The sequence below is a fragment of the Pantoea sp. UBA5923 genome (genome assembly GCF_002431095.1).
In the GTDB taxonomy this organism is placed as follows: Bacteria; Pseudomonadota; Gammaproteobacteria; order Enterobacterales; family Enterobacteriaceae; genus Pantoea; species Pantoea piersonii.
Genome location: NZ_DJDN01000018.1, coordinates 127,607 through 143,616, shown reverse-complemented (window position 1 = coordinate 143,616; position 16,010 = coordinate 127,607). Strand labels below are relative to the sequence as shown.

The 16,010-nt window shown below is 56.9% G+C and carries 17 protein-coding genes; 8 read left to right on the top strand and 9 right to left on the bottom strand.

Features of this window, described 5'->3' with window-relative positions; all coding sequences use genetic code 11:
- Positions 1 to 767 precede the first annotated feature (767 nt).
- The 3 genes from mltC to mutY are packed head-to-tail and all read right to left on the bottom strand — an operon-like array spanning position 768 to position 3,262.
- Positions 768 to 1,847 (bottom strand): membrane-bound lytic murein transglycosylase MltC, encoded by a 1,080-nt coding sequence (gene mltC, locus B3797_RS04280; protein ID WP_311783853.1) that lies wholly within the window; start codon positions 1,845 to 1,847, stop codon positions 768 to 770.
- A gap of 57 nt (positions 1,848 to 1,904) precedes the next feature.
- Positions 1,905 to 2,177 (bottom strand): oxidative damage protection protein, encoded by a 273-nt coding sequence (locus B3797_RS04275; protein ID WP_033792153.1) that lies wholly within the window; start codon positions 2,175 to 2,177, stop codon positions 1,905 to 1,907.
- Between the two features lie 2 nt (positions 2,178 to 2,179).
- Positions 2,180 to 3,262: an A/G-specific adenine glycosylase gene (gene mutY, locus B3797_RS04270; RefSeq protein WP_311783854.1), complete on the bottom strand. Its 1,083-nt coding sequence runs from the start codon at positions 3,260 to 3,262 to the stop codon at positions 2,180 to 2,182.
- A 155-nt stretch (positions 3,263 to 3,417) separates the two neighbouring features.
- Between mutY and trmB the strand changes: the two genes are divergently transcribed.
- From trmB to B3797_RS04255, 3 genes are all read left to right on the top strand, one after another.
- Positions 3,418 to 4,137, top strand: a complete 720-nt coding sequence (trmB, locus tag B3797_RS04265; protein WP_311783855.1) for a tRNA (guanosine(46)-N7)-methyltransferase TrmB — start codon at positions 3,418 to 3,420, stop codon at positions 4,135 to 4,137.
- Entirely contained in the window at positions 4,137 to 4,463 is a 327-nt protein-coding gene (locus B3797_RS04260) for a YggL family protein (protein WP_311783856.1), read from the top strand. Before trmB ends, B3797_RS04260 begins: the two co-directional genes overlap by 1 nt.
- An 82-nt stretch (positions 4,464 to 4,545) precedes the next feature.
- Positions 4,546 to 5,259, top strand: a complete 714-nt coding sequence (locus B3797_RS04255; RefSeq protein ID WP_120454606.1) for a DUF2884 domain-containing protein — start codon at positions 4,546 to 4,548, stop codon at positions 5,257 to 5,259.
- 161 nt (positions 5,260 to 5,420) lie between these two features.
- On the opposite strand, the gene B3797_RS04250 is transcribed toward B3797_RS04255, so the two are convergent.
- From B3797_RS04250 to B3797_RS04235, 4 genes are all read right to left on the bottom strand, one after another.
- Positions 5,421 to 5,666 carry a DUF2543 family protein gene (locus B3797_RS04250; protein WP_126690107.1) on the bottom strand — a complete coding sequence of 82 codons (246 nt, stop codon included), beginning with the start codon at positions 5,664 to 5,666 and terminating at the stop codon, positions 5,421 to 5,423.
- Positions 5,667 to 5,732: 66 nt separating this feature from the next.
- Positions 5,733 to 6,209, bottom strand: a complete 477-nt coding sequence (locus B3797_RS04245) for a cold shock domain-containing protein (protein WP_311790470.1) — start codon at positions 6,207 to 6,209, stop codon at positions 5,733 to 5,735.
- A 250-nt stretch (positions 6,210 to 6,459) separates the two neighbouring features.
- Positions 6,460 to 6,672 carry a transcription antiterminator/RNA stability regulator CspE gene (gene cspE, locus B3797_RS04240; protein ID WP_120454600.1) on the bottom strand — a complete coding sequence of 71 codons (213 nt, stop codon included), beginning with the start codon at positions 6,670 to 6,672 and terminating at the stop codon, positions 6,460 to 6,462.
- A gap of 455 nt (positions 6,673 to 7,127) precedes the next feature.
- The gene (locus tag B3797_RS04235; RefSeq protein WP_311790469.1) at positions 7,128 to 7,547 is read right to left on the bottom strand and encodes a hypothetical protein; all 420 of its coding nucleotides are present in this window, start codon (positions 7,545 to 7,547) and stop codon (positions 7,128 to 7,130) included.
- Positions 7,548 to 7,729: 182 nt separating this feature from the next.
- Here B3797_RS04235 and B3797_RS04230 point away from each other — a divergent pair, with 182 nt between their 5' ends.
- The 5 genes from B3797_RS04230 (at position 7,730) to B3797_RS04210 (ending at position 14,243) form a co-directional block, all read left to right on the top strand.
- Entirely contained in the window at positions 7,730 to 9,382 is a 1,653-nt protein-coding gene (locus B3797_RS04230) for a sensor histidine kinase (RefSeq protein WP_311790468.1), read from the top strand.
- A complete protein-coding gene (locus B3797_RS04225; protein ID WP_120454594.1) occupies positions 9,375 to 10,076 on the top strand; it encodes a response regulator in 702 nt (233 codons plus the stop codon). The genes B3797_RS04230 and B3797_RS04225 overlap by 8 nt, the downstream gene beginning before the upstream one ends.
- Positions 10,077 to 10,250: 174 nt before the next feature.
- The gene (locus tag B3797_RS04220) at positions 10,251 to 11,339 is read left to right on the top strand and encodes an ABC transporter substrate-binding protein (protein WP_126690051.1); all 1,089 of its coding nucleotides are present in this window, start codon (positions 10,251 to 10,253) and stop codon (positions 11,337 to 11,339) included.
- A 71-nt stretch (positions 11,340 to 11,410) separates the two neighbouring features.
- The gene (locus B3797_RS04215) at positions 11,411 to 13,180 is read left to right on the top strand and encodes an iron ABC transporter permease (protein ID WP_311783861.1); all 1,770 of its coding nucleotides are present in this window, start codon (positions 11,411 to 11,413) and stop codon (positions 13,178 to 13,180) included.
- Positions 13,173 to 14,243, top strand: a complete 1,071-nt coding sequence (locus B3797_RS04210; RefSeq protein ID WP_311790467.1) for an ABC transporter ATP-binding protein — start codon at positions 13,173 to 13,175, stop codon at positions 14,241 to 14,243. The genes B3797_RS04215 and B3797_RS04210 overlap by 8 nt, the downstream gene beginning before the upstream one ends.
- A 37-nt stretch (positions 14,244 to 14,280) precedes the next feature.
- Here the strand turns inward: B3797_RS04210 and hemW are convergent, their stop codons facing one another.
- Positions 14,281 to 15,420, bottom strand: a complete 1,140-nt coding sequence (hemW, locus tag B3797_RS04205; RefSeq protein ID WP_311790466.1) for a radical SAM family heme chaperone HemW — start codon at positions 15,418 to 15,420, stop codon at positions 14,281 to 14,283.
- Complete coding sequence (locus B3797_RS04200; RefSeq protein WP_311790465.1) at positions 15,413 to 16,006, bottom strand: XTP/dITP diphosphatase; 594 nt, start codon at positions 16,004 to 16,006, stop codon at positions 15,413 to 15,415. Before B3797_RS04200 ends, hemW begins: the two co-directional genes overlap by 8 nt.
- Between the last annotated feature and the right edge of the window lie 4 nt (positions 16,007 to 16,010).

Below are 16,010 nucleotides of genomic sequence, written 5' to 3'. Positions count from 1 at the left end.
AACCCTCGCTGCAAGTTCTGTATTTTTTACCAACGGCCTTATGGCTGTAAGTGCGATCAGACAATGTAATCGTTTATAAAAAATAAGAGCTCACAGGCGAGGGTGTGACAGAGGCATCCGACCCGCTGAGGCACACATAGCGGCCAGAACGGCGAATCCTGATTCCAGAAGACACAACCTTATCGCTGCAAGCGTCAGACAACGCAGCCGTTTATAAAAAATGCGAAATCACAGGCAGGGGTGTGACAGAGGCATCCGACACGCTGAGGCGCGTACGGCGGCCAGGACGAGCCGACAGGAAGTCGGCGAGAGCGCGGCATGAGCCAGGACGGCGAATCCGCGCGGTCCGTAAGGCTGACGTAAGCAACGAAGGGACCGCGCGGAGCGCGGCGTGGAGGCTGCCGGAAGCCGGGATTGTTAAGGGGCTGGCGAGCCCCTTAACACGCACGCCGGCAGCGCGGCTGCTGAAACTCCCCGACGCATGGCGGGCGGAACCTGCACAGAGCCAGCCGTTCGCGCAGCGAACACCATGCAAACCCCAGGCGGGCGGAACCCGCACAGAGCCATTCGCGCAGCGAACGCCATACAAACCCCAGGCGGGCGGAACCTGCACAGAGCCAGCCGTTCGCGCAGCGAACGCCATGCAAACCACCGGCGGGCGGAACCTGCACAGAGCCAGCTATTCGCGCAGCGAACGCCATACAAACCCCTGGCGGGCGGAACCTGCACAGAGCCAGCCGTTCGCGCAGCGAACGCCATGCAAACCATCAATACCGCCGATAGCTACGCTGCGCCGTACTCACCTTATAGAGATAGCGCCGCGACTCCGCAGACGGATGCTGCGTCGTCAGGGTGTTATAAACCTCACTCGGCGACATATTATTGATGGTGTTAAAGGCGCGATCCTTATCGCTGGAGAAAACGCGCAGCACGCTGCCTGCGCCGCCGTTGTAGGCGGTGATCACCGCATAGCGGCGCGACAGCGGATCCTGAATCCCGCCCAGGTAGCTGTTTTGCAGCAGCGACAGATAGGCGGTGCCCGCGTCGATATTGTTTTCCGGATCGAGCAGATAGCTGCGGCTCGGTTTGCCCCATTTGCCCTTCATACGGAACACATCAACACCCGCGGTATGCTGTACTACCTGCATCAGGCCCAGCGCGTCGGAATGGCTGACCGCATAGGGGTTAAAGCTCGATTCGGTCTGCATAATCGCCAGAATCAACGACGCATCGACGCCATACTGCTCGGCGGCTTTACGCACTATCGGCAGATATTTGTGTGCACGCTTGTCGAGGTGGTTAGGCACCATGGGAATAGTGACCGAGTAGATAACATGCAGGCCGGAAACACGGCGCTGCAGTTTATTTTGCAGCAGGTAATCAGCGAAGTTGCCCGCGCGGCCCTGCCAGCGAATCGGCTGGCCGGTATTATCCAGCACCTGGCCGTAGAGCAGCGGCTCTTTGCTGATCACAATATCGTTGGCGTCGGAGTAGAGATCGACATTGCCCGGATCGTCGCCGATCAGCAGCGTGGTAATGATCGCCTGGCGCAGGCTGGCCATCGGATCGGTACCGGAAATGGTTTCGATGGTGATGTTGCCGCTTTCGAAGTTGATATGGCTGCGGGTGTAATAGTTGTCGCTATATTTAACGTAGTCTTTCGGCCCGGCAATCAGGACTTCGTTAATACCCCAAATGTTCTCGATGTTATGCGCAAACTGGCCCATTAAAATATCGAAGCCGTTGGTGTCCTTTACCCACTCTTCGTGAAACTGCGAAGACTTCTTTCCTGAGCAGGAGACCAAAAGTGGAGCAATCACCAGCAGTGCGAGTAATTTCTTATTCATTGTAAATACGTGCCTGACCCGGAAAAGAGAGGGGCCTCAACGCTGAGGCCCTAAAATTTATGCTTCTGGCGGCGTATAGCCTTCGATGTGGACCTCTTTGCCTTCAAACAGGAAATTGACCATCTCCTTTTCCAGCACCTTACGGTCTTCCGGATTCATCATGTTGAGCTTTTTCTCGTTGATCAACATGGTCTGTTTGGCCATCCACTTCTGCCAGGCTTCTTTCGAGATCTCATTGTAAATGCGCTTACCCAGTTCGCCCGGATAGAGCTGAAAATCCTGCCCTTCAGCGTCGCGCTGTAGAAACGTACAAAAAATCGTGCGGCTCATTACTATTCCTCTTCAATCTCATGCCGGGGCAGGGCCAGCTGTTGCGGATGACGCAGCTCGTGCAAAAGCCGCTCAACCGGCGCCGCCAGCCCCACTGACGGCGGCTGGGCTAAGTTATACCAGAGACCGCCGGGTTCATCCATCGCCGCCCCGACAGATGGCCACGATAGCCACATTGGCACGATATCCAGATGAAAGTGGCTGAAGGTATGACGAAAAGCGGTTAGCTGCTGCGGCTTTGACTCGATGCCGCGCGCCTGCAGCCAGTCGTGCAGCGCCTCTTCGGTGGTGAACTGCGGGAAGCAGAACAGACCGCCCCACAAACCAACCGGCGGACGCTGCTCCAGCCAGACGTCGTCGCCATCCTGCAACAGCAAAAACCAGCCGCTGCGCTCCGGCAATATCTGTTTCGGCTTTTTGCCGGGATAGTTCGCCTGGCTGTTGCTGGCGTAAGCGATGCAGCCGTTGTTAAGCGGACAGATGTCGCATTTAGGTTTTGAACGGGTGCAGACCAGCGCGCCGAGATCCATCATCGCCTGATTGAACTGGCTGACGCCCTCCGCTGGCGTCACGGTCTCGCTAATTTCCCACAGCCGCTTCTCGACATCTTTTTTGCCCGGCCAGCCGCCGACCGCGTAACAGCGGGCCAGCACGCGCTTCACGTTGCCGTCGAGGATCGGAAAGTGCTGCCCAAGCGACAGCGAGAGCACCGCGCCTGCGGTGGAACGCCCAACGCCAGGCAGCGCCGCAACATCGTCGAAATTGCGCGGGAACTCACCCTGATGCTGGTCGACAATGTGCTTCGCCGCCTTATGCAGATTGCGCGCGCGGGCGTAATAGCCCAGCCCGGTCCAGAGGTGCAGTACCTCGTCGAGCGGCGCGGCGGCCAGATCGGCGACGGTGGGAAAGCGCGCCATAAAGCGTTCGAAATAGGGGATAACGGTGGCGACCTGGGTCTGCTGCAGCATGACTTCAGAGAGCCACACCTTATAGGGCGTTTTCTCCTGCTGCCACGGCAGGGTCTTGCGGCCAAAGCGCTGATACCAGTCCAGCACCTGTTGCGCGAACTGCGGCGCTTGCATCATAAGAAGGAAATTTTCCGTGATTACTCTACACTCAGGCAGGCATTCCAGCACAGGCGCAGCCCCGGTGTAAACCTGAAGATTGCAAGGGCTTGCTTCTGCTAATTAACTTTGCATAATGCGCCTTTCCCCAAACAGGCTACTCAGCAGGCTACAACATGATTAATGACGTCATCACTCCGGAATTTGATGAGAACGGGCGGCCGCTGCGCCGTATTCGCAGTTTTGTGCGCCGCCAGGGGCGTCTGACGAAAGGACAGCAGCTGGCGCTCGACCAATACTGGCCGGAGATGGGCGTAGAGTTTCAACCTGAGCCGCTGGATCTGACGCAACTGTTTGGCCGCGACGCGCCGGTGGTGCTGGAGATCGGCTTTGGCATGGGCGCTTCGCTGGTAACCATGGCGCAGAATAACCCGCAGCAGAACTTCCTCGGTATTGAAGTGCACGCGCCGGGCGTGGGCGCCTGTCTTGCCTCCGCGAAAGAGGCGAACGTGGAGAACCTGCGCGTAATGTGTCACGACGCGGTAGAGGTACTGGAGAAGATGATCCCGGATAACTCGCTGCGCATGGTGCAGCTTTTCTTCCCCGATCCCTGGCATAAAGCGCGCCACAACAAGCGTCGTATCGTGCAGGTGCCTTTTGCCGAGCTGGTGATGCGCAAGCTGAAGCTGGGCGGGGTATTCCATATGGCCACCGACTGGGAAGCCTATGCCGAACATATGCTGGAAGTGATGAACAGTATCGACGGGTATAAAAACCTGTCGGAAACACAGGATTACGTGCCGCGTCCAGAGACGCGTCCACTGACTAAATTCGAGCAGCGCGGGCAGCGACTGGGCCACGGCGTTTGGGACTTAATGTTTGAGAGGGTTAAATAATGGCCACACATCGCAGCCGCCGTTTACGTAAAAAACTGCATATCGACGAATTCCAGGAGCTGGGCTTCTCGGTTGCCTGGCGCTTCGCCGAGGGAACCACAGAGCAGCAGATTGATAAGACCGTTGACGACTTCATTAACGAAGTGATTGCGCCGAACGGACTGGCCTATGACGGCAGCGGCTATCTGGTGTGGGAAGGGCTGATTTGCCTGCAGCGCACCGGCAAATGCACCGATGAACATCGCGAGATGGTGCGCAAGTGGCTGGAAGATCGCCAGCTGAGCGACATCCAGGTGACCGAACTTTTCGACGTCTGGTGGGACTAAGTTCCGTATCAGCCTGGCTTATTTGCCCAGCCTACGGCTGACCTGTAATTACCGCGCCTGGTTCACATGTTAGGGAGAGATTATGGTTCGTAAAACGCTTATCGCCGCGCTGCTGCTGGCAGCGACGCAGGCACAGGCTGCCTGGGAGTGCAGCGTAAAACCGCAGGATGATGTCGTGATCAAGCCGCAGAGCGTGCAGGTCGTCGGCGCGAACGGCAACCTGGAGATCTCCCCGCAGGGCGATGTGCAGTTTAACGGTCAGAAGATTGCGGTGAACAACGCGCAGCGCCAGCAGGCGATCGACTATCAGAATGCGCTACGTCGCGATCTGCCGTGGATCGATACCGGTGCGACGACGCGTCTGGAGAAGGGCCGGGTGGCGCTGGATAAGGTGATTGTCGAGAAGCTCGGCTCCGACAGCAATGTGCGCAACCGTCTCACCACCCTGAACGGCCAGCTGAAGCAGCAGATGAACCGCATTATTGAGCACCGTGACGACGGCCTGACCTTCCATCATCAGGCGATTGACCAGGTGCGCGCCGACGGTGAACGTCTGGTGCAGAGCACCATGGGCGGCGTGTTGCAGGACAGCCTGAACGAAATGGGCACTAAGCAGGCGAGCGGCAGCAATCCGCTGCAGGCGATTATGGGCAACCTGGGCGGGCTGCAGCAGTCGATTCAGGCGGAGTGGAGTAATCAGGAGCAGGACTTCAAAAACTTCGGCCATGAAGTGTGTAACCGCGTGATTAGCCTGGAAGATCAGCGCAAGAAGCTGGTGAGCAGCGTTAAATCCTGAGCCGGTTACGTTAAGCGTTGGCCTGTCGGGGAAGTGGCAGCAGTGACAACGACCCCGACGGGCGACTTTGCGAGACTGGCGTCATCCGCTTTACGCTCTGATTCGACTGGCTTAGCGCAGAGCGTCGGCACGTCTGGTGGTTACAGACGCGCCCCAGGGCGTTACTCGTTGCCCCACTGATTAAGAAACTCAGCGATCTCGTCAATGCGTAGCGCATTGATACCCGCTTCACCCGCCATCTCTTTCTGCGCCTCTTCGCTGATCTCTTCGTTATTCATTAAGCGAGTAATCAGCAGCTGGAAATAGCGCGCCAGAGCGTCACGCTCCGACTCGCTTACCGGCGTTTCGGTTTCCGTCGCGTACTCATCCGCAACGTCATAATATTTAAGTGGTATTTCATCGTTCATTATAATCTCCAGGGGTTAAACCTGCGTCACTTGCGGAGTGCAAAAGTTAGCGGCTGTCTGGGTGCGTCAGACCTTAAGCATTTTTACCGTGGCATCCACATCGATCTCATCTTCCGTGAAGATTAACGTCGTGCCCTGAAAGGTCGTAATCGCCAGTTTTTTCATTGATCGCATCTCATCGGGCTTAGCGGCTGTTTTCGGCCTGATATTGTTCAACAGCGTGCCCACGGAGAGTACGGTGTTTTCTTTATCTATGCGCGTATCGGCAGGCACTTCCTCGCTGTAGACCAGGTAAGACTTGATCGAGGTGAGCTTGATGCGTTCGCCCGCGATAAAGATGTACTTGCTCTCCGGGACGACTTTGACCGCGTAAGCCGACAGGCCTTTATTATTGGTAGTAGGCTCGAAGGTTACTGCCGCATTTTTCTTGATCAGCTCAGGGTTGGCGACCTTGATCACATGAAAATAGCGATTGTCGCCGTTTTCATCTTTGATAAATCCAAAGCCCTTGTCCTGAAACCAGGTTGTGATCGTTCCGTTCATCGCGTTACCGCCTGTTTAATCGTTAATCTGCTCAGTTTTTTACAGCGCGCAGTGTAAAGCACAATGGCCCTACAGAACAGGGTAAGTGTGGATGATAAATTCAGGAGATGCGAGGGAGCAGCAGAGGGGTGAAAAGGGCCTTAAAAACAAAAACCCGCACAGGGCGGGTTAATTTTATTATCAGCAGAATTTAACTGCTCAGGCTGTTGCCTTCATCGCTATTGTAAGCGCCGCCGATAATTAGCGCAGCTTACAGCGGCGTGACGTTTCCAGCCGCTGGGCCTTTCGCACCATTTTCAATGGTGAAAGAAACCTGCTGGCCTTCGTCGAGGGTCTTGTAGCTGTCGCTCTGGATAGCAGAGAAGTGTACGAATACATCTTTGCTGCCGTCGCTCGGAGTGATAAAGCCAAAACCTTTATCAGAGTTGAACCATTTTACTAAACCAGTCATTTTGTTAGACATAGATACTTCCTTAATTGATGAGCCACTAAGAGCGGCGAAAATGGCCTGTAATTAGAGAGTGACTTATGGGGCACTTAGGAGGAGGCTCACGAAGAAGGGTATCTTTGGATAACACTTGAACTGAGGACTGCTTTACTAAAACTGCTTTCATAAGGTCTGTATTCCAAACCGATGACGCTATTAAGACACAGGGGATTTTATTTAGCAACTTTTATATAATTTATTTTAACCGTTTAAACGCTCAGATGGCTATATGGATGTTTGCTACAGCGAGGCTTTAATTTTGACAATATTAATTGCTGGGAACCCGAAATGGCCGGCGCGTTTAATTTTATATTTCGCCCAGCGTCGCGATTAATTTTTGCATACAGGTCATTATCGTTCGCTCAGCAGCAACGATCTCTCTGAACATCCCGGCTATATGCCCACGCCCGAAAAAGGGGAGCATCCGCCTTTTATCCAAGATCAACGACGCGAAGCCCTGACCAGCATCGCTCCTCTGAGCGGGTAACCAGCACTGAGGGATCGTCGCTGATATCGCTTATCAACGAAACGATCCGGTCCATCAGGTTTTTAATCCCTTCTGAACCCACGTAAACAAACTCGTTGGTGGGCAGGGCGTAGGTGAAGCCCCTGTCGCAAACAACGCTTCGCGAAAAACCATTTTCGAGCATCGTGAACTGAAGATCGATGCGCATTTTTTCGGTCTGCTCTTTCAGCTCGACCCGGACTGTATAGCTGGCCATAAGCATGTCTAACCAGGGCTGGGATTTAAGAATACTTAAATTATAGCGGATGCCATGAGAGGAAAGGGCATTTAAGATATGTCCCATCCCTGCGGTAGACGCGTGCATTTTTGTCGCTTTTACGCTCATGCTCGCTTTGCGCTGGACTCGATTCGCTTACGGCCGGACGCGCGGCTCCTGGCCCGTGTCGACTGCCTTCTGGCCAGCCATTGCCTGAGATTGTAGCCAGTTCACAACTCTGGCTTTAGCCGATCATCCGCGCTCTTTTCGCGTGATAGTCTTCCTTTATGCCTCGCTCCGCTACAGATTCTATGAAACGCAGATTACCTTTTCAGGTGAAACTCTTTCTCTCGCTGGTGCTTTTTTCCTGCCTGCTGCTGGCTTTGCTGGGGGCTATCCTGTTTCATTTTATTGACCGGCAGCTGCATCATGATTTGGGGCAGCGCGCACGCGTCCAGGCGAGCCAGATTGCGCTGATGCCCGGCCTGGCTGAGAAGGTGACGAACCGCGATATCGCCGGTATCGCCAGTTTGATTCAGCCTCTACGCCGTCAGAGCGACGCCAGCTATATCGTGATCGGCGATGTGCATGAGCAGCATCTCTACCATTCAGAATCGCCAGAGCGCCTGAATTTGCCGCTGATTGGCGGCGACAATGCGGAGGTGCTGCAGGGGAAAACCATTATCTCAGTGCGCAAAGGGGGGATCGGCGTTTCATTGCGCAGTAAAGCGCCGATTTTTAACGCCCGGCATCAGGTTATCGGCATCGTTTCGGTCGGTTATCTCACTTCCTGGATCGCCAATATCAACGTCAGACTGCTGTGGCAGGCGAGCCTGTATGGGCTGGCCCTGCTTCTGCTGCTGTTTATTTTTTCATGGGTCTTTAGCCGCAACCTCAAGAAGCAGATGTTCTGGCTGGAGCCGAAAGATATCGCGCTGCTGGTGCTACAGCAAAAAGCGCTGCTTGAGGCGATGTATGAAGGGGTATTTGCCGTTAACGCCGAGATGCAGCTGATTTTAATCAATCGCGCCGCCAGAGAGCTGCTGGATATCGATCGGAGCGAGCGAGAGCTGCTGGGCAAACCGCTCCATGAGGTATTGCAGCTCCATCCCGCCTTTCTGAGCCAGAGCGCCACGGAGGAGAACGGTCGTCATCACGATCAGATAACCGTACTTAACCAGCGGCAGGTTATCGTCAACCGGGTGGCTATCGATCTCGAACCTGGCGAGCCAGGCGGCTGGGTATGCAGCTTCCGCGATAAAAACGATATCAATACCCTGAGCAGCCAGCTGAGCCAGGTGAAGCGCTATGCGGATAATTTGCGCATTATGCGCCATGAGCAGCTTAACTGGACCGCGACGCTGGTGGGCCTGCTGCAGATGCAGCGTTACGACGATGCGATGCGCTATATTCAGGCGCAGTCCGCCGGGGCGCAGCAGGTGCTCGATTTTGTCTCGGCGCGCTTTACTTCGCCAGCGCTGTGCGGGCTGCTGCTGGGGAAATATGTCAGCGCGCGGGAAAAAGGCGTTGAGCTTAAATTCGACCCCGCCTGCCAGCTGACCCGTATCCCTGCCGCGATGAGCGAAACGGCGCTGATGTCGGTGGTGGGGAATGTGCTGGATAACGCCGTCGACGCGACGCTCAACGTCGAAAGGCCAGCGCCGCCGGTCGAGCTTTATATCTCCGATCGCAACCACGAACTGCTGATTGAAGTCGCCGATCAAGGCTGCGGCGTGGATGAGCAGCTAAAACCGCATCTTTTTGAGCAGGGCGTAAGCAGCAAACCCTCCAGCGGTGATGAGCTGATGGGGTCGGAACACGGTATCGGGCTCTATCTGGCGGCAGGTTACGTTCATCAGGCGGGCGGCAGCATCGAAATCGCCGGCAACTCGCCGCAGGGCACTATCTTCTCGATTTTTATTCCCTTCCAGCCCGCCGCTTCGACAGGAGTTTCCCATGAATAACGCGAAGGCACTGAATGTCGTGATTGTGGAGGATGAGCCGCATCTGGCTGATTTACATCGTGAGTTTATCGAGCAGCACTTTCATCTGCGCGTGGTGGGCATCGCGGCCACGCTGGAGCAGGCGCGCCAGCTAATCGAGCAGCATCAGCCGCGGCTGGTGCTGCTCGACAACTATCTGCCTGACGGCCAGGGCGTAACGCTGATTGACGATCCGCTGTTGAAACGCTTTGAATGCTCGGTGATTTTCATCACTGCCGCCAGCGATATGCAAACCTGTAGCCATGCGATGCGCAGCGGCGCGCTCGACTATCTGCTTAAACCGGTCTTTTTTCACCGCCTGCGCGCCTCGCTGGAGCGCTTTATGCTGCTGGTGCACTCAATGAGTCAGATGAAAAATGTCGATCAGCACGCGCTGGATAAGCTGTTCAATCTGCCCTCCAGCGAGGGGCCGGCAGCTCCTTCGACAAAAGGCATTGAGTCGCTGACCCTGACGCGGGTGAAAGATTTCTTTAGCGATGCGCCTGACAGCAGCTGGTCGGTAGAGCAGGTGGTGGAGAGCGTGGGGATCAGCAAAACCACTGGTCGCCGTTACCTGGAGTATTGCGTGGAGATCGGCTTTATCGGCGTTGAGATGCAGTATGGCAATATCGGCCATCCGCGGCGGCTCTATCGTAAAATTACCGCCACGAAATAGTGTGATCGCGCGCAAGCCGTGCGCGACGCCGACGTGGTTTTAATGGTGTTAATTGCCGAAAAAACGCCAATAATCACACTTCGCGAAGATAACGAACCGTCACCTCTTGCCTGCCTGAATCGATCGTTTATGTTGACCCTTAGTTCCCTGAGTGTAACTAAAAGGTTAAATATAATGACGAAAAATTATTCTCTCTCTCTGGTTGCCGCTACCGTATTCTTCTCCTGCTCAGCCTTCTCCGCGCCGCCGCAGGGCTATCCGGCTGATTATCAAAGCGTTATTGATGCCGCGACCAAAGAAGGCAAAGTCGTGATCTATTCCACCACCGACACGAAAGCCGCCGGGCCGCTGATCAAAGGTTTCGAAGCGACCTATCCCGGCATTAAAGTTGAATACAACGATATGAACAGCACCGAGCTGTACAACCGTTTTATCAGCGAGCAAGCCTCCGGCGGCACCAGCGGCGATGTGGTCTGGAGCTCCTCAATGGACACCGGCCTGAAGCTGGCGACCGACTACGCGCAGGAGTACCAGTCGCCTGAACTGGCGCAGCTGCCGAAGTGGGCCGTGTGGAAAAACAAGGCTTACGGCACCACCTACGAGCCGGTAGTGTTTATCTATAACAAACGGTTGATCCCCGCTGGCGACGTGCCCGATTCGCACGCCGCGCTGGCGAAGTTAATTGCCAGCCAGACCGATAAATTCAAGAGCAAAGTCACCACCTACGATATTGAAAAATCGGGTCTGGGCTTCATGCTGTCGGTGCAGGATTCCAAAGCGGATCCACACTACTTCCAGACCCTGGCTGATGTGGCGAAGGGCGGCTTAGCGGTGCAGTCTTCAACCGGCACCATGATGGAAAGGGTCTCTTCCGGTGAGAACCTGATCGGTTTCAACATCCTTGGCTCCTACGCTGAAGCGCGCGCCAAAACCGATCCTTCGCTGGGTATCGCCTGGCCGAAGGATTACACGCTGGTGCTGTCGCGCGTCTCGTTTATTAGCCAGCAAGCGCAAAACAGCCATGCGGCAAAACTGTGGCTGGATTATGTGCTCTCTGAGAAAGGGCAAAGCATCCTGGCCAGTCAGGCCGATATTCCTTCCCTGCGCAATGATATTGAAGGCAAAAACGATATTGATGGCCTGACCAAAATGTTAGGCAGCGCGCTGAAGCCTATTCCGGTTGACGAAAGCCTGCTGGAGTACCTGCAACCGAAAAAACGTCTCGACTATATCAAGCAGTGGCGCGCAGCCGCCGGTAAATAACGGCTGTATGGAAGCGCGGCCCGCTGCGTCGCGCTTCTTTTTCTCAGGATTTCGCCATTCAGGGTCTCAATATGAATGCATTGCGCAGAAAGTGGCAGAGCCTGCCGCGCGGCGTCGTGGTGCTGTTAACCGCGCTGGTTATCTACGTTCCGCTCTCCTTTATCGTCATACAGAGTTTTTTATCCGCGCCGTTCTTTGCGCCGTCAAAAGAGTGGAGCCTGGAGTCGTTTGAATTTATTTTTACCGACCCCGATTTCTACAAGGCGCTGAGAAGCGGTTTTATTCTGGCCTTTGGGCTGGTGATTATCGCCATTCCGCTGGGGGGTATTCTCGCCTTCCTGATGGTGCGTACCGATCTGCCGGGAAGACGTTTTATTGAGCCGCTGATCCTCGTGCCGATCTTCGTCTCGCCGATGGTGCTGGGATTTGGCTATGTGGTGGCGGCCGGGCCGGTCGGCTTCTTCTCGCTGTGGGCGCAGTCCCTGCTGGGCTTTGTGCCGTGGAATATCTACGACATGTCGAGCATCGTGGTGATTGCGGGCCTGACGCACGTTCCCCATGCCTATCTCTATATCTCTTCAGCCCTGCGCAGCGTGGGATCGGATGTAGAAGAGGCCGCGCGTATCGCTGGCGCATCGCCGTTGCAGGTTATGACGGCGGTGAGCTTGCCGATGGTACGGCCCTCAATTCTCTATGCCATCGTGCTGCTGTTCTTCCTCGGGCTGGAGGTGTTTGGCCTGATGCTGGTGCTGGGCGACCCCGAAGGCAACATGGTGCTGGCAACCTATCTCTATCAGCTGACCAATAAACTCGGCACCCCTTCCTATCATCTGATGGCGGCGGTCGCCGTGGTGCTGATCTGTATTACTGTTCCGCTGGTAATGCTGCAACGCCGTCTGATGCGCACCGCCAACCGCTTCGTGACCCTGAAGGGCAAAGCGTCGCAGGCGCGCGCTTTGCCGCTGGGGAAATGGCGCTGGGTAGCGGGCGCGGTGGTGGCGTTCTGGCTGACCGTGACCATCGGCGTGCCGCTGCTGGGCGTGGTGCTGCGCGCCTTTATCTCCAACTGGGGCGTCGGCGTCTCGCTGTGGGACGAGCTGTCGATCAAAACTTTCCAGACTATCTGGGCGCAGCCGAACCTGCTGCGTGCCATCGTCAACTCAATGGCGATTGGCGTTATCGGCGGCGCTTTAGCGGTGGGGTGTTACCTGTTTATCGGCATCGCCATGCACCGTAAACCTGACAACACCACGCGCTTCCTTGACTACAGCGTGCTGGTGCCGCGCGCGGTACCGGGGCTGCTGGCGGGCCTGGCCTTTCTCTGGGTATTTCTGTTTCTGCCGCTTTGGCTGGATAACTCACTCAAGTCGGGCTGGCTTGCCGATTTCGCCTGGTCGCAGTGGCTGCGCGATAACCTGATCGTCTGGCTGCGTTCGCTGCGCAGCACCATCTTCAGCGTCTGGCTGGCGTACACCGTGGTGTGGATGGCCTATGGCCTGCGGTTGATCTCCTCAACGCTGCTGCAGGTAGGGCCGGAGCTGGAGGAGGCGGCGCGCAGCACCGGCGCCACGCGCGGGCAGATTACGCGCCACGTCACTATTCCGCTATCCCGCTACGGCCTGATTGGCTCCTGGCTGCTGATGTTCCTGATTTTCGAACGCGAATACTCCACCGGCGTCTATCTGCTCTCGCCCGGTACGGAAACCATCGGCTCGATGCTGGTTTCCCTGTGGGCGGCGGGCGCCATCGATATCGTTGCTGCGCTCTCCTTTATTAACATCCTGCTGGTGGTGGTAGGCCTGGGTATTGCCCTGCGATTTGGAGTTAAATTACATGATTGAATTAACGGTTGAGAATCTGCATTTAACCTACGGCGACAACCCGGTTCTGAAAGGGGTCTCCATGAACTTACAGCGCGGCGAGGTGGTTTCGCTGCTTGGCCCCTCCGGCAGCGGCAAAACTACGCTGCTGCGCGCTGTCGCCGGGCTGGAAAAACCGACGCAGGGCAACATCACCATCGGCAAAAAACAGGTGTATGCCGGTACGCCGCGCAGCGAAATCCCGGCGGAAGAGCGCAACCTGGGGCTGGTGTTTCAGTCATACGCGCTGTGGCCGCATAAAACGGTGTTTGAGAATGTGGCCTACCCGTTAAAGCTGCGCAAAGTGGCTTCTGCGGAGATCAACCAGCGGGTGCAGGACGTGCTGACCCAGCTGGGGCTGGGCCACCTCGGCAAACGCCATCCGCATCAGCTTTCCGGCGGGCAGCAGCAGCGCGTAGCGATTGGCCGCGCGCTGGTCTACAACCCGCCCGTTATCCTGCTGGATGAGCCGCTGTCGAACCTGGACGCCAAACTGCGCGAAGAGGCGCGCGTCTTTCTGCGCGAGCTGATCATCAAGCTGGGCCTCTCCGCGCTGATGGTGACGCACGATCAAAATGAGGCAATGGCGATTTCTGACCGCATCCTGCTGCTTAATAACGGCAAGATTGAGCAGCAGGGGACGCCGCAGGAGATGTACGGATCGCCCAGGACGCTGTTTACCGCGGAATTTATGGGCAGCAATAACCGGCTACACGGTAAAATCACCGAGCTGCGCGACGGCAAAGCACGTATCGAGGGCAAAGGCTGGGCGCTGTGGGGTATCGCAGGCGAAGGGGTGCAAAACGGTCAGGAGGCCACGGCGGTGATTCGAGTAGAACGCGTGAGGCTGGTGGAGGGGCCGGGTGAAAACCAGCTGGAGCTGCCGCTGCTGACCAGCATGTATCTTGGCGACCGCTGGGAGTATCTGTTCCGCACCGCAGGCGATGACTTTGTTATCCGCGCCTATGGCAACGAGGTGCGCGACCCTCAGCATTGTCGGCTGGCGTTACCCGAAAACCATCTGTGGATCTTCCCGAAATCATAACGTCAGGGGCGGCTTTCGCCGCCCCTGTTGCCTGCGCTTACTCCTCTGCCAGAAAAAGCTCCAGCAGCGAGTTTAAAAACAGTTTGCCTTTATCCGTTATCTGCCAGTGCGTCGCGTTTTCCGCTACGTAACCGGCCGCGATCGCCGCATCCATCTGCGGCCGGATCTTGCTCTCGCTCAGGCCGGTGTAGCGGGTAAACTCCTCGCGCGGCGCCGCTTCCAGCAGGCGAAAGCGGTTCATAAAGTATTCGAACGGCTTCTCGTCGTCGGCGACTTCATACTGCTTCTCCTGATAGCGGCCCTGCATAAAGCCGCGCGGATGACGCGTCTTCACGGTACGCACGATGCGCCCGTCCGGCTGGGTCAGCTTGCCGTGTGCCCCGCAGCCGATGCCGAGGTAGTCGCCGAAGCGCCAGTAGTTAAGGTTATGCTCGCAGCGGTAGCCCGGCTTCGCATAGGCGGAGGTCTCATACTGCTGATAACCCGCGGCGGTGAGCAGACGATCTCCTTGCTCGAAAATATCCCACAGCGCGTCGTCGTCCGGCAGCACCGGTGGCCGCGAGCCAAACAGCGTATTCGGCTCGATGGTCAGCTGATACCAGGAGAGGTGCGGCGGATTAAGCGCAATCGCCTGCTCCAGGTCGCTCAGCGCCTCCTCCAGCGACTGATCGGGCAGGCCATGCATCAGGTCGAGGTTGAAGCTGCGCAGATGCAGCCCCTCAGCCAGCTGCGCGGCACGTTTCGCCTCTTCCGGGCCGTGGATGCGCCCCAGCCGCTCCAGCTTCTGCGGGCTGAAGCTCTGCACGCCGATAGAGATACGGTTAATCCCGGCGCGCTGGTAGGCGCTGAAGCGGTCCGCCTCTACGGTGCCAGGATTGGCCTCCATGGTGATCTCCGCATCCGCCGCCAGCGGCAGTCGCGCACGCACGCCGTCCATCAGCATCTGCATCGCTTCGCTGCTGAGCAGGCTTGGCGTGCCGCCGCCGATAAAGATAGTGCGCACTTCGCGCCCCTGGGTCAGCGGCAGGTCGTTTTCCAGATCGCGCAGCAGGTGCTGCACATACTCAACGTGCGGCACCTCGCCTTTGAGCGCATGGGAGTTAAAGTCGCAGTAGGGGCACTTCTGCACGCACCACGGAATATGGATATAGAGGCTTAACGGCGGTAAATCAGGCATTGCGCATCGCTTCCAGCAGCAGCGTCAATGCTTTGCCCCGATGAGAAACCGCGCCTTTTTCCGTTTTGCTTAGCTCGGCGGCGGTTTTGCCCAGTTCGGGCACGTAGAAAACTGGATCGTAGCCGAAGCCGCCTTCACCCGCCGCTGAGCGAGTGATTTCGCCCGCCCAGCTGCCGTGGAACACCAGCGGCGTCGGGTCTTCCGCGTGGCGCAGATAAACCAGCACGCAGTGGAACTGCGCCTGGCGTGCGCCCTCCGGCACTGTTTCCAGCGCCTGAAGCAGCTTCTCAAGGTTCTCCCGATCGCTGGCCGCTTCTCCGGCGTAGCGCGCCGAATAGATGCCCGGCGCGCCGCCCAGCGCATCCACCGCCAGGCCGGAGTCGTCGGCGATGGCGGGCAGGCCGGTGATCTGCGCGGCGTGACGCGCTTTCAGAATGGCGTTTTCGATAAAGGTCAGGCCGGTCTCTTCCGCCGACTCCACGCCCAGATCGGTTTGCGCCACAATATCCAGGCCAAAGGCGGAGAGCAGATCCGCCAGTTCACGTACCTTGCCGGGATTGCCGGTGGCGAGCACAACTTTTTGCATAGCA